General features: G+C 62.1%; 13 protein-coding genes. 6 read left to right on the top strand and 7 right to left on the bottom strand.

Going from position 1 to position 13,191, the window contains the following annotated elements; all coding sequences use genetic code 11:
• Nucleotides 1-176 precede the first annotated feature (176 nt).
• The 7 genes from AC1D1N_RS18435 to AC1D1N_RS18405 all read right to left on the bottom strand — a co-directional run bounded on the left by AC1D1N_RS18435 (nucleotide 177) and on the right by AC1D1N_RS18405 (nucleotide 6,924).
• Entirely contained in the window at nucleotides 177-362 is a 186-nt protein-coding gene (locus AC1D1N_RS18435; protein ID WP_477350225.1) for a hypothetical protein, read from the bottom strand.
• A 239-nt stretch (nucleotides 363-601) separates the two neighbouring features.
• On the bottom strand, nucleotides 602-1,681 hold the full coding sequence (locus tag AC1D1N_RS18430) for a glycosyltransferase (RefSeq protein WP_112560563.1): 1,080 nt from the start codon (nucleotides 1,679-1,681) through the stop codon (nucleotides 602-604).
• A gap of 30 nt (nucleotides 1,682-1,711) precedes the next feature.
• Complete coding sequence (locus tag AC1D1N_RS18425; RefSeq protein ID WP_112560562.1) at nucleotides 1,712-3,043, bottom strand: UDP-glucose dehydrogenase family protein; 1,332 nt, start codon at nucleotides 3,041-3,043, stop codon at nucleotides 1,712-1,714.
• Between the two features lie 55 nt (nucleotides 3,044-3,098).
• Nucleotides 3,099-3,980: an endo-1,3-1,4-beta-glycanase ExoK gene (gene exoK / locus AC1D1N_RS18420; protein ID WP_112560561.1), complete on the bottom strand. Its 882-nt coding sequence runs from the start codon at nucleotides 3,978-3,980 to the stop codon at nucleotides 3,099-3,101.
• 125 nt (nucleotides 3,981-4,105) lie between these two features.
• The gene (locus tag AC1D1N_RS18415; RefSeq protein ID WP_436261868.1) at nucleotides 4,106-4,501 is read right to left on the bottom strand and encodes a hypothetical protein; all 396 of its coding nucleotides are present in this window, start codon (nucleotides 4,499-4,501) and stop codon (nucleotides 4,106-4,108) included.
• Nucleotides 4,502-4,628: 127 nt separating this feature from the next.
• On the bottom strand, nucleotides 4,629-5,651 hold the full coding sequence (locus AC1D1N_RS18410; protein ID WP_477350222.1) for a glycosyltransferase family 2 protein: 1,023 nt from the start codon (nucleotides 5,649-5,651) through the stop codon (nucleotides 4,629-4,631).
• Between the two features lie 145 nt (nucleotides 5,652-5,796).
• On the bottom strand, nucleotides 5,797-6,924 hold the full coding sequence (locus AC1D1N_RS18405; protein WP_477350220.1) for a nucleotidyltransferase family protein: 1,128 nt from the start codon (nucleotides 6,922-6,924) through the stop codon (nucleotides 5,797-5,799).
• 496 nt (nucleotides 6,925-7,420) lie between these two features.
• Here AC1D1N_RS18405 and AC1D1N_RS18400 point away from each other — a divergent pair, with 496 nt between their 5' ends.
• The 6 genes from AC1D1N_RS18400 to AC1D1N_RS18375 all read left to right on the top strand — a co-directional run bounded on the left by AC1D1N_RS18400 (nucleotide 7,421) and on the right by AC1D1N_RS18375 (nucleotide 13,149).
• Nucleotides 7,421-7,573: a lasso RiPP family leader peptide-containing protein gene (locus tag AC1D1N_RS18400; RefSeq protein ID WP_023684233.1), complete on the top strand. Its 153-nt coding sequence runs from the start codon at nucleotides 7,421-7,423 to the stop codon at nucleotides 7,571-7,573.
• Between the two features lie 177 nt (nucleotides 7,574-7,750).
• Nucleotides 7,751-8,020, top strand: a complete 270-nt coding sequence (locus AC1D1N_RS18395; RefSeq protein WP_436257809.1) for a PqqD family protein — start codon at nucleotides 7,751-7,753, stop codon at nucleotides 8,018-8,020.
• Nucleotides 8,013-8,420, top strand: a complete 408-nt coding sequence (locus tag AC1D1N_RS18390; RefSeq protein WP_246749738.1) for a lasso peptide biosynthesis B2 protein — start codon at nucleotides 8,013-8,015, stop codon at nucleotides 8,418-8,420. The genes AC1D1N_RS18395 and AC1D1N_RS18390 overlap by 8 nt, the downstream gene beginning before the upstream one ends.
• A gap of 3 nt (nucleotides 8,421-8,423) precedes the next feature.
• Nucleotides 8,424-10,343 (top strand): lasso peptide isopeptide bond-forming cyclase, encoded by a 1,920-nt coding sequence (locus AC1D1N_RS18385; protein WP_477350218.1) that lies wholly within the window; start codon nucleotides 8,424-8,426, stop codon nucleotides 10,341-10,343.
• The gene (locus tag AC1D1N_RS18380) at nucleotides 10,340-11,308 is read left to right on the top strand and encodes a phosphoenolpyruvate carboxykinase (ATP) (protein ID WP_477350216.1); all 969 of its coding nucleotides are present in this window, start codon (nucleotides 10,340-10,342) and stop codon (nucleotides 11,306-11,308) included. The genes AC1D1N_RS18385 and AC1D1N_RS18380 overlap by 4 nt, the downstream gene beginning before the upstream one ends.
• A gap of 5 nt (nucleotides 11,309-11,313) precedes the next feature.
• On the top strand, nucleotides 11,314-13,149 hold the full coding sequence (locus AC1D1N_RS18375; protein ID WP_477350214.1) for an ABC transporter ATP-binding protein: 1,836 nt from the start codon (nucleotides 11,314-11,316) through the stop codon (nucleotides 13,147-13,149).
• Nucleotides 13,150-13,191 lie beyond the last annotated feature (42 nt).

Genomic DNA, 13,191 nt, shown 5'->3' with positions numbered 1-13,191 from the left:
ACCTTCCATTTCTTCAGCGCGGCTGCTCTCTCGCCGTTCTGTCCGAAGTGAGCGACAATCACGTCACAGCGGTTCAGGCGGCGTGCAAAAACAGCATCAAGAGCGGTCGAAGCCTTGTATCGCAGGCGCGGCGGCAGCCGCCGTACAAATTTGCTGAGTCCCGCGGCCCATCGCCATCAATGTTGAGTTCTGGCGAGCAGCGTTGCCATCTGCTCGCTTTGCCGGTCGATACGGTCGTCACCTTTCGTCCTGTCGCATACGACCTCCACGTCGAAGCCCCGCGCCAGCAGCCCAGCCATCTGGTCTGCGACGAAGGTTTCCGAAAGGAGGGGGAATTCGCCGACGACAAAGCCCACGCGCATGACCCGCCCCATAAGGTTGGGGCTTGCCCGGACCCCCAAGCGGTCCATATCGCACAAGCCCTAATGTAGACAGGCCGAATACACGTTGATTGTTGCGGTGCCACAAAAATATTGCACTGCAGCAATCAAAAGTGATCAGGAAGGATCGGCACGCGACGCCTGGAACTGGGTCATGGAGCCTTGCGCGACTGCCATCGCCCGGTGCCGCAGCGTGTCAGATGAATTCCAACGCGACGCGTTTAGGCTGCGCGCTCCAGGCCGAGACGCCTTGCGCTGTCGAGCACGCCCATGAACGTGGCAAACTGAAGGTCCGGGTTCATTTGCGGCCGCTCCGAAAACTGACGTGCCGCCGCTGACAGCCGCTTGTACTCGGCCTCATCGCTCCACAGCCGTCTGACCGCTGCGACCCAGTCGGCGAGCGGGGCGTCGTAGTCCAGCACCACGCCGCCGGAGCCAACCGCTTCCGGCAGCCCGCCGCGCCGCGAGCCGACCACGGGAATTCCGCTGCAATGCGCTTCCGACGCCACCCGGCCCCAGGCCTCTTCCCATTTGCTGGGCGCAAGCAGGATCTTCGTGCGTCCATAGACCGTCTTCATATCACTGGTGCGGCCTTCTAGCTTGACGTTCGGGAATGGTGCGATCGTTTGCTCGATCCGGGCCCGATGATCGTCGTCGAGCTTCCAACTTTCGACGAACAGGAACGGGATCTCGGGACAGGCGGCGGCAATGCGCACCGCAAGATCGAAGCCCTTCTCCTCGTAAGGATTGATCATCGTGATAAACTCACCGGTCGTCGGCGTGCTGTAGAACGCGGGATTGATGGTCGGCGGAATAACCGTTGAATCGATATCGAATTTTGCCTTGTAAGCGCGCGCGGTGAACTCGGAATTGGCGATATAGACCGCCGAATGGAGCTCACGCAGATCGCCGGCCAATTCGTCGAATTCGACATTCCTCAGATAGACTGCCAGCGGCACGCCAAGCGTCTGCAACTCTCTGCCGATCGGCACCGAATTGTGGCACTGCACGACCGCGACATCCGGCCTCAACTTTTCGACGGCGAAGCCGGCTGCTTCCCAGGGAAACCACGCCCGAACCACCGGATAGCCCGGGAAATTGTCGATGACCGCGCGCTGACGAAGGAGCTTCATCTTGGCGCGCGCCTTGAAGCCGAACATGCCGTCGCCGAACAATGCTGCCAGAACGGAAGCCTCGTGACCGTTCTCGCGCAATTGTTGGACCAGGTGGTGGGTGCTCGACTGAACGCCGCCGCTGAATTGCGGCGTGTAGCCGGTGCCGCCTGCAAACAGAACTTTCATGAACCTGGCTCCTCATTGTGCCGCCTTGCCCTATGCCGCCATCCTGCCGATCGAGAAATACTCGATGCCGTGGCGGGCGATGACCTTGGGATCGTAGAGGTTGCGGCCGTCGAAGATGACCGGCGTGGTCAGCGCATCCTTGACCGCGTCGAAGGACGGGGCGCGGAAACTCTTCCACTCGGTGGCGATCAGCAACGCGTCGGCGCCACGCAGTGCTGCCTCCTTGGTGCCGCACAAAAGCAGATCGTCGCGCAGGCCGTAGATGGCCTGGCATTCCTGCATCGCCTCGGGATCATAGGCCTGCACCTTGGCGCCGGCCTTCCACAGCGCTTCCATCAGGACGCGCGCCGGCGCCTCGCGCATGTCGTCGGTGTTGGGCTTGAAGGCGAGGCCCCAGAGCGCGAAGGTCTTGCCTTTGAGGCTACCCTTGAAATAGCGGTGCACCTTGTCGAACAGAACGGATTTCTGCTCGTTGTTGCGCTCCTCGACGGCGCGCAGCAGCTTGGCATCGAACTTGACGCCTTCGGCGGTCTTGATCAAAGCGCGGACATCCTTGGGGAAGCACGAGCCGCCATAGCCGAGGCCGGGATAGATGAAGTGGTAGCCGATGCGCGGATCCGAGCCGATGCCCTTGCGCACCTCCTCGATGTCGGCGCCGAGCTGCTCGGCCAGATTGGCCATCTCGTTCATGAAAGAGATCTTGGTCGCCAGCATGCAATTGGCGGCGTATTTCGTGAATTCGGCGCTGCGCACGTCCATCACGATCATCTTCTCGTGGTTGCGGTTGAATGGCGCATAGAGCTCGCGCATCACCGCCTCGGTGTCCTCGCTGTTGGTACCGACGATGATGCGGTCGGGCTTCATGCAGTCGGAGACGGCTGAGCCTTCCTTGAGGAATTCCGGATTGGAGGCGACATCGAAAGCCAGATCCTGGCGGCCGCGCGCCTTCAGCGTCTCGGCGATTTTGGCCTTGACCTTTTCACAGGTGCCGACCGGCACGGTCGACTTGCCGACCACGATCTTGGGGCTGTCCATTTCACGGCCGATGGTCTCGGCCACCGCCAGTACATATTTGAGGTCGGCCGAGCCGTCCTCGCCGGGTGGCGTGCCGACCGCGATCATCTGGATTTCGCCATGCTTAACGGCGGCGGCGGCATCGGTGGTGAATTTGATGCGGCCGGCGGCGTGGTTCTCCTTGACCAGGGCCTCCAGGCCCGGCTCGAAAATCGGCACGAAGCCCTGGTTGAGCCGCTCGACTTTCTTTTCGTCGACATCGACGCACACCACCTGGTGCCCGACTTCCGCCAACACCGCGGCCTGCACGAGACCGACATAGCCAATTCCAAAGACCGTCAAATTCATTCGGGTTAATTCCTGTTCACGCCCTGTGGCCTGATATGGCCGAGCCGGTTCAGATCTACTTTATGCTGCTTACACTACATGCCAACGATTCCGGAAACTGGCACGGCTGGCCGAGCGCGGTGAAGGCGACGCGTTGCACCTGCATCGACACCTGGCGGCCGGGATCCGAAAAAGGGCCCATCCAGTTGGTCAGCGTGTCGCTGCCCCAGAGGCTGAAGAATATCTTCTGCGAATGGGTCGGCAATTGCTCGGGATTGGTCACTTCCTGGACCAGCTTGCCGTTGACGTACCAGCGCAGCCGGTCCTTTTCCCAGATGAAGGCATAGTCGTTGAAGCCCTTGTCGGTGCCGCCTTCGACTTCGGCCAGCTTCTCGTTCTTCGGTTTGCCGGCGATGTAGCTGTTGACCTGCACCTTGGAGGTGTCCTTGGTCAGGACCTCGAAGTCGATCTCGTACCAGGGCTGTTTGTCGGCGGGGCCGATATAGGTGAAGAAAGCGGCGTTGAGGCCGGAACCGGTGTCCGTCTTCATCCGCGCTTCATAGGTTCCGTAGCCAAAACGCTGCTTGGTCTGGATCTCGGCGCAGGCGAACTCGCGATCCTTCAATTTGCGCTTTTCGAAGCCGAGCGTCAGCATGTTGTCGGAAAGTTTGACCAGGCTTTTCGACCAGGTGCAGTTCTGGTGGTTGCCGTTCGACCAGCCGTCGGAGACAAACCAGCGCGATCGATCGAAACTCTTGAAATCGTCGACGAAGGACGGTGCGCTTTTCATCTCCGGCGAGGCGTCCTGGGCACGGGAGGGCTGCGCGGCGCCGAACAGAGCTGCGGCTGCCGCCAGCAGAAGTGCACCAACGGACAGAAGACGCAACGGCCGATTTGGCTGCGCCGAAATCATGGCATCGATTGCCATGATGAGGGTCGTCTTCGGATCTTCGTTCATATTATCAATTCACCTTTGTGCTGTTCCGCCCCAACCCAAAGTCACCGACTGGCCCACATCCCAACGGGCCGATCCCGATCCTCCGTCCCCTCGAACTTTCTCGTTTGTGCCTCGTATGACCGGCTTCAGCCGGAGCGGCCTGCGGATTTGACGTATTCGGCCTGAGAATCAGGACCCAAGGCATTCTCGTCGACAATCGCGTCGAGTGAATGACGCAGTTCCTTCATCCGGCTGGTCTGGCGCACCAATTCGGCGATGCGCTGTTCGCAGTTCAGGATCGATTTCGTCAACTCGCCGATCTCAGACATCCTGCTTGCCGACGCCGAGCCATTCTCCATCGACTCGACCAGGAAGGCCGCGTTGGTGGACTTCGACCGATAGCGATTCTCCAGCCCGGTTTTCTCAGCCGCGATCTCGGCCGTGATCTGATCCAGCAACTTTGCCAGACGGTCGAAACGCGCCAGATCGGTCTGCTTGTCCCGGGCCGGGTCCCTGGACCTGAAGCCGAAAATTGAAGCCATCCGGTTGGCCTTCCAAAATTGCTGCACCGCAACATACAGTGCCATCGTCGGAGCGCGTAGGCAACCTCCGAGTTTCAGAAAGGCAATTTTTTCAGCTTCCGTGCTCGTTGCCGCGGACTGGAGAGGCCTACTTGTTCGGGGACGCGCTGGTCCCCGCCATCAAGTACCGCAAGGGCGGCACTGGCTGCTGTCTCGGTGACAAACCTACGTGACGAAACAACGCATCGAGCTTGTCCGAGGCCACGCCGCAAACGATGGGAATGAGGTTCGACTGGCTGGCCAGCGCATAGGCGGCGGCAGAAGCGATGCCGCGCTCGGCCTTCACATCGAGGAAATTGCGCAGCCGGTATTTGTCGCGCACGTGCCGCTCGTGCTTGCGCAGAACGGCCTTGGAGCCTTCCGGCAGGCTGTCGATCTTGAGAAGCGCCAGATCGGCATCGGCCAGGCGCTTCAGATCCTGCGTCTTGTGCCGGCCGCTCAGCGAATCGGCGCGCACGATCGCGCCGTAGCCGCAGGACCGGATGACCTTGAACCGCGCGCCGAGGGCAAAAGCACGGGCATAGAGTTCGTAATCTTCGCCCAGACGCAGGTTTTCGTCGTAGCGCAGCTCATGCCTGTCAAGGAAAGCCCTTGAAATGACCGGCTTGAGAAAGCCGAGCTCGCCGCGCTGGACGCGCCTCCTTGAAATGTTGCCTTCGATGAAACGCTCGAAGTCGAGGAACTCCGGATCCGCCGAAAAGGCCGGGGCGACGATTTTGGAAACATCGGTCGCCGTATCGTCGCGGATCAGCATGATGTTGTCGGCGGCAAAATCCCAGTCGGTGCTGGCAAACAGCTGGCGGAACCGGCCCTCGAGAAAGAAATCGTCGGCGTCGAGAATGCTGATGAAGGGCGATTTGGAGCCGGCAATGGCGGCGTTGCGGGCGAAAGAAGGGCCGCGATTGACGTCGAGGCGGATAACCGACAGCCGGCCGCTGCCATCGTCGGCAGCAGTGGCGACTTTTGCGGTGTCGTCGGTGGAGGCATCGTCGACGACGACGACTTCCGCCACCTCCGGCTCGCGCAGCGCCGAGGCGATGGCCGCGGGAATGGTGCGGGCCGCGTTGCGGGCCGCGATGATCACGCAGACCTGGGATTCTGTCATGGACATAGGGTGGCCTTTCGATTGCATAAATTGTTGCGAGGCCCCTCGCCCTTCCGGCGCGCGGCGCCGGATCCCGATCCATCCTCACGTGATCCATCGCCAGCGAATCGGGACGGAACTTTCTCAGCCTGCTGTCTGACGACCCTCGTCATCACCGGCCTTCCGGTCGCTCAAAGATCCGCCGGCTGAGGTCGGCGGACGCGGCCCAGCCTGCTTCGGTCAGGTAGCGGACAGGTTCGCGGCCGCATAGTTCCCACAAAACGGTGCGCCGTTGCGGCCATCTCAGCGACGACAGCCACGGCGCGATAACCATGTGGAACAGGTCTTCATTGCCGATGCGTGACAGGATCCTGGTGGCCCGATCCGAGAGCAGCGTGCCGGCGCCGCCAAGCAGCACGTCGGCGGCGCGCAAGCCCAGGAGCAGCGTGTCGGCCAGCCCCTGCTCGGCCGCGTAGTCGAGCACATTCTGCTGCTCGGCCTCGCTCAGGCGGCTGGCCGCGGCCCTGATGTCGCAGACATAACCCGCGCATGGCTCGCGGTTGAACAGCGCCTTGGCGACACTGATGCAGGACAAGAGCAAGGTGTCGGAAGCCGAGATGAAAGGTACGCTGGAGCCGGCGATCGCAAGCGCGCGCTTGCGGCGCAGAAAGCCGTCCGTGTCGCGTGGGCTTGGCGATCCCGGCTGCTGCAGCCGGTAGTGGAGATCGACGGTGGACAATTTCGGACCCTGGCTGCGAACCATATGCTGTTCGCCCAAAAACCGCACCCACCATACGGAGCGGGACTTGCCGGCGACCTCGTAGCCGATCGAGCGCAGCGCATCGCGGGCTTTGAAGAAGCCGGCTGGCGACACCAATATGTCGACATCGCCGGACGGCTTCATGAAATGGTCGCCATAGAGCAGTTGCTGCTGGAACGGTCCCTTCAGGAAGACGAAATCGATCTTGCTGTCGCGCAGCGCCTCGTCGATGGCCATCGAGTCCATGATGCCGGACGAGTTCATCGCGATCGTGCGCCGGCGGTAGGTGTCGAGCCACTCGAGCAGCCCAGGCGGGGTCTCGCCCACGGGTGGGCGCGACAGCGCCTTCAGCACAAAGGTCGCGACCTTGTTCAGCCGCGCGATGTCGCAGACATCGGCAACGGAGATAGCCGGCGCAGGCGCAGTGCTGGCGCTCGCCTCCGGGTTGAAGAACAGCCGCAGGCACGCCTGCACATAGGCCACTTCGTCGGCGCAGCCGGCGGCGCGCAACCTCTCGAAGGTCCCTTCCTGCAAGGCCATATGCTGCAGCATCTCCGCAAAAATTTTGTTAGGCGCGTTATATTGCAAGTGCGAAGCAAAGCATCGCCAAATTAAGCTGCCGCGTCCAGTTATTCCTTCGGGGCCGACCCCGCCACAACCAGAGCGTTTAGCGGCACAATTGTGCAACGCAGCACGGGCGGCGCCGGAATCGGATCGGCCGACAGCACGCCTGCAGCAATTTCCGTGCGGCTTTGCTCGAGCCTAAAAGGCGGGCACTCCAAGTAGAAAATTTAGTGTAATTAAATCAGATGCTTAATTAATCGCCACGGATGCATCGTTGAATTCACTTGGGATGCGCGGCTAGAGTGCAGATGCAAGCGTTTTGATCACCATTGAAGGCGGCCGCAACCGAGAATTGATTAACGGCGGGTAAATCAGACTTGACTCATAAATGCTGCCATGCAGCTATTGCGGTGCAGCAATAGATCGCTGCCGGCAATCGACAGGCCGCTTCCAGTCCGTATTGGAGAGTAAAATGGAACAGAATGTTGAAAAGCATGAGTACGAAACCCCAAGCCTGACGGTCCACGGCTCGATCGAGACCATCACGCAAGGCGGTAGCGGCACCACGGCACTCGACGCCTCGTTTCCGGCACATACGCCGGTCGGCGAACTCACCTTCTCCTGAGACTCTCTTCTCGTTGGGGTGACAAAGTCCGGACTCTGAAACAGAGCGCACTAAGGAGAGTCGGGGCTCAGGCCCCGGCTCTTGCGCCTTGTCCGGAATTGCCGAAGCGTTGGTGTAGTGAGCAGTGTCGTGTGAGCGAGGTTTAGGATGGACTGGAACCCCTCGGAGCATGATCGGGTGAGCGCGAGCAAGGATGCGGTTGCCTGCGAATTCGGCAACGGCCTGGCGCTGCTCGATATGCGGTCCAACATCTACTACAGCCTGAACAGCGTCGGGGCCTATATCTGGGAACTGATCCAGGAGCCAAAGCCGATCGCGGAAATCCGCAGCGCCGTGCTCGAGCGCTACAATGTCGAGCCCGAACGCTGCAAGGCCGATGTCAACGGATTGTTGAAAGGCCTGGCGGACGCCGGGCTTGCGAGGCTCCATGATGAGGAACTTGTCTAGAGTTTTCTCGCTGAGCGGGCCGGAGATGCTCTTCCTCGCCCACTGCCTTGCGGTGGTTGCAGCGGTGAGACTGGGGCTAACGCTGCTTTCGTACAACAAAGTTCGCAGCATGGTGACGCGGCTCGACGCGAGCGCGCCGGCCGGCATCGGCGATCTCAGGCGCGTAGCCTGGGGCGTTGCGGCCGCGGCGCGGCTGGTGCCGGGCGCAAGCTGCCTCACCCAGGCGCTTTCCGGCCAGTATTTGCTTGCCCGCCAGGGCAACGCTTCGAAGATCCGCATCGGCATCGAGCGCGATACCGGCACTGAATTGAAGGCGCATGCCTGGCTGGTGAGCGGCGACCATATCGTGCTTGGCGGCTCGCTTGGCAGGTTTACCCATCTCGTCGATCACGGCCAGTGACCGATGAGCGGCGTCGCCGGAATTCTGCTCAGGCAGGAAGGCAAGCCGGCCGCTGCGGCTGACATCCAGCGCATGCTTGCCCGCATGCAGCATCGCGCGCCTGACGGCAGTTCGTGGTGGATGGACGCAAGCGTCGTTCTTGGCCACGCCTGGCTCAATACCACCGATGAAGCCGGCCCCGGCCCGCTGACGATGGCCGGCGGCAAGCTCGCGATCACCGCCGACTGCCGGTTGGACAATCGCGACGAATTGCTGGCCAGGCTCGGCATCAGGGACAGTTCGGTCGCTGACGCCGTGCTGTTGATGCGCGCCTATCTGCGCTGGGGCGAAGCCTGCCCCGAACATCTGCAGGGCGACTTCGCCTTCGCCCTCTGGGATGGCGAGCGCCGGCAGCTGTTTTGCGTGCGCGACCATTTCGGCGTCAAACCCTTCTACTACCATTCGAGCGACCGGCGCTTCGTCTTTGCCTCGGAGATCGGGCCGATCCTCGATGTCGGCGGCGTCGACATGCGCATCAGCGAACACCAGATTTCCGGATTTCTCGCTGGGCTGCCCGACGATCCACAGTCAACAGCCTACGCCGACATCTTTCGCCTGCCGGCGCGCCACAGCCTGACCGTGACCGACAATCAGGTAGTGTTGCGCCGCTACTGGCAGATCGAGCCATCACCAAGGCCGATTCGGGCGGACGCGGCCGAGGAATTCCGCCATCTGTTTTCGCAATCGGTCCGCAACCGCATGCGCGGCACGCCGGCGGTCGGCGCGATGCTGAGCGGAGGGCTCGATTCCTCCTCGATCGCTTGCGTTGCGGGCATGCAGAATGCGGCGCAGCGAAAGCCGAGGCTGCCGACTTTCTCGCTGGTGTTCGAAAAAGGCTCGCCGATGGACGAGCGGCCTTTCATCGAGGCGGTGCTTGCGCAGCAGAAGGTCGACGGCACCCTGATTTCCGTCGGCAACTATGCGCCCTTCGCCGAGTTCGAGCGCATCCTGGAAGAGCAGGAAGAAACGTTCCTGGCGCCTGGCCTGTCGCTGACCCGCGACATCTACAGAACCGCCGGCGTCAAAGGCATGAAGGTGCTGCTGGACGGCCATGGCGGCGACGAGGTGGTTTCGCAGGGCCACGGCCATCTGCACGAACTCGCCGATGCCGGCAAATGGATGGAGCTTTGGCGCGAGCTGCGCAGCGCTTCCAACACTTATGGCGACGGCATGCTCGGCCTCTACTATCAATTCCTCACCCTTTACGGGCCGGCCTGGCGCATCGCCAAAATCAAACGGCTCGCAAACCGAGCGCTGGGCAAATTGCGGCGCCATCCCACTGGGCGGCCGGCGACAAGCTGGCGCGGCCTGATCAATCCGGATCTGGCGATGCGGACGGACCTCGTCGAGCGGTTCCGCCGGGCTGGCTACATGCCGCCCGCGGTCAGCGCCAGCGAGACCTTGACCCATCGCTGGCTGCTGTCGAACGGCATGGTGCCGCACGCTTTCGAGGTTCTCGACAAGGCCGCGGCGAATTTCGGCGTCGAGCCGCGCTACCCCTTCTGGGACAAGCCGCTGGTCGAGTTCTGCCTGGCGCTGCCTGGCGCGGAAAAGCTGAACCAGGGCTTTGGCCGTTCGGTGCTTCGGCGCGCCATGGAAGGAATTCTGCCGCCGGCGGTGCAGTGGCGGCGCGACAAGATCGATTTCACCTCCAATTTGGTCAAAGGCATGCTCGGCAATCACCGCGATCTCCTCGACAAGGTGCTGGTGGCGGATGCGGCGCTGATTGCCCCCTACGTCAATTTGCCCGAAGTGACCGCTGCCTATGGCCGCATCTCCAGCCAACCTGAGGCCGCCACCTTGCCCGATGTCCAGTATGTCTGGCGCTCGATCGCGCTGTCGCTGTGGCTAAGGCAGGTGCAACTGCGCGGGAGCCACGCATGATTCCGGCCAACATGCCACTCGCCGCCGATGACCGGCACCCAAGTGCTGCTCGCGTACAGCGCTTCTACAAGGCCTATGGCCTGACGGTCGCTTCGCAGATCGAGCTGCCCGAGCTGGAGCCGAGCGCACCAGCTCCTGCCGACGTCCTGATCACGGTCGGCCCAATCGACTTGCCAAAACCTTCGCCCCAGACCGGAACTGCTTTCCGCTTCGAGCGGCGGCAGCAATATCTGGCATGGCAGACCGTCGGCGCCTTCCTGATCACCGATGCCTGCCGCATCGAGGTCGAGCCGGCGCCTGATGTCGACGATGCGCTGCTGGCGTTTCCGCTGCTCGGCCCGGTCATGGCGCTGCTCCTGCACCAGCGCGGCCTGCTCATCCTGCATGCCAGCGCCATTGCCGTCGGCGGCAAGAGCGCTGTTTTCATGGGCGACAAAGGCGCCGGCAAATCGACCACGGCAAGCGCTATGATCGGGGCCGGACATCGCTTGCTGACCGACGATGTCGTAGCGCTCGATCTCACCGAACAGCCGATGATCGTTCCGGGCTTTCCGCAGTTGAAGCTCGCCGCCGATGCCGCAGCCGCGTTTCCCATCCGGCAAGCAGAGATACGCCCGCAGGTGCATGCGGCGATCGACAAGATGCAGCATCGCCTGCGTGGCGGATTCTCAAGCGAGATGGTGCCGGCAACGCGGATCTACATCCTCGAGCGCGGCGAAAAGGCAGCGATTACGCCGCTGCCGAACATGGGCGCCCTGCCGGCTATCATCAAATTCTCCTATGTGACGCGGTTCGGTCGCCCGGCCCTGGTCGGCGATTTTGCCACGACGCACCTCCGCCAATGTGCAGCCCTCGCCAGCCAGATCGGCGTCTGCCGCCTCGAAGTGCCGACCGGGCTCGACCGTATCGGCGAGGCCGTCGCCCTGATCGAAAACGATCTGGCCGCTGACAACGGGCCGCGGTGAACAACATGTCGGGATCGCAGATCCTTCGCTTTTCGTTTTACCTAGATGTCGCCGGGTTCGGCGCCGCCATGGCCCGGATTGGCGGGCGCAGGACGCTGACGGCGCTGCTGTTCCTGGTCCTGGGGAGCCTGACCGAAGGCATCTCGATCCTGCTTCTGGTGCCGCTGCTGCATCTGGTCGGGCGGCCGGAGCAGAATTTTGCGGTCAAGCTGCCGAACAACGACTTCGTGCGCGGGCTGGTGCCTGACGGGACGCTGCAGTTGACCACGGTGCTTTGCCTGCTGGTCGGGCTTGTCGCGCTGCAAGCAGCGTTCAACCGCTACAAATCCGTCTACATGGCGCGGCTGCTGCTCGACTTCATCAACCGCCTGCGCATGAACCTGTTCGAGAGCATCGGCAAAGCGCGCTGGGGCATTTTTGCGCGCATGCGCAGTTCCGACCTCGACCATGCGCTGACCGGCGACATCGACCGCGTTCAATCAGCCGCCTTCTCGCTGCTGATGCTGGTGCAGATTGCTGTGCTTCTGGCAGGTTATCTCGTGGTTTCGCTGTTCATTTCGCCTGTCATGACGGCCTTCGCCATCGTCGTCGGCATCGTCACGTTCCTGGCTCTGCAGCCGTTTCGTGCGCGAGCCAGCGCTTTCGGCCGGGTTTTGACCACCAATCGTCAGGAGCAGTACCGCACGGTCTCGGAGTTCCTCGGCGGCATCAAGGTGGCCAAGAGCCTGAATGTCGAGGAGACCTATTACGCGCAGCTTCGCGCGACACTGGAGAAGATGAAGGCCGACAACATCAACTATGTGCGCAACAGCACCATCGGCACCGCTTTGTTCCAGGTCGCCAGCGTCATCGGGCTTAGCCTGTTCATCTACGTCGCCCTGGTTCGCTTCAACCTCTCGCTGGCGGAGATCGTCGTGCTGCTGCTGGTGTTCATGCGCATTGCGCCGCGCTTCATGGATATGCAGATGCAAGCGCAGCAAGTGCTGATCAATCTGCCCGCCTATGCCTCGATGCGTGACATGCAGGCGCGTTTCGACGCCGAGCGCGAGCCTGCGAACCTCGAATCCGATGCCAAGCTGTCGCTGGATATCGGGCTCAACATCCGCAATGTTTCCTTTGCCTATGAGGCCGGCGGCAAGCCGGTGGTGAACGACATCACCTTCGGTCTTCCCGCCGGCAAGGTAACGGCACTGATCGGCCCGTCAGGCTCGGGCAAGAGCACGCTTGCCGACATGCTGCTCGGCCTGCTGGAGCCGAGCGAAGGCAAGATCCTGGCCGATGGAGTCGAGATCAATTCGACGAACCGCCGGCATTGGCGCGATCGGGTGGCGTATGTACCGCAGGATGTCTTCCTGCTCCACGACACGATCGCCGCCAATCTGCGTCTTGCTGCGCCACAAGCCAGTGACGCGGAGTTGTGGACTGCACTTCGCGCGGCGCACGGCGCTGACTTTGTCGAAAAGCTGGAACTGCGGCTCGACACGGTGGTCGGCGACCGTGGCGTGCGGCTCTCAGGCGGCGAACGCCAGCGCATTGCACTGGCGCGCGCGTTGCTGCGCAAGCCCTTGCTGCTCATTCTCGACGAGGCGACCAGCGCGCTCGACTGGCAGAACCAGTCTCTGATCGCCAAATCGATCGACGGCCTGCGCGGATCGATGACGATCCTGACCATCGCGCACAGGCCGTCGATGATCGCCTTCGCCGACTGGGTGGTTGCGATCGAAACCGGCCGGATCGTCGAAGTCGGGCAATATCAGAGGTTGAAGGCGAAGGCCGGCAGCCGCCTGTCGAGGATGCTTTCAGGCGAGCAATCAAAACCCGAGCCGGCCGAAGCAGGCTGAGTCCGATTGCAATGTGGCCGAGGTCGCGTACGACCTCGGCCT

Source organism: Mesorhizobium sp. P2_B5 (assembly GCF_056404775.1).
Note: the sequence above shows the minus strand (reverse complement) of the source record. Positions and strands in the feature narration are given on the sequence as shown.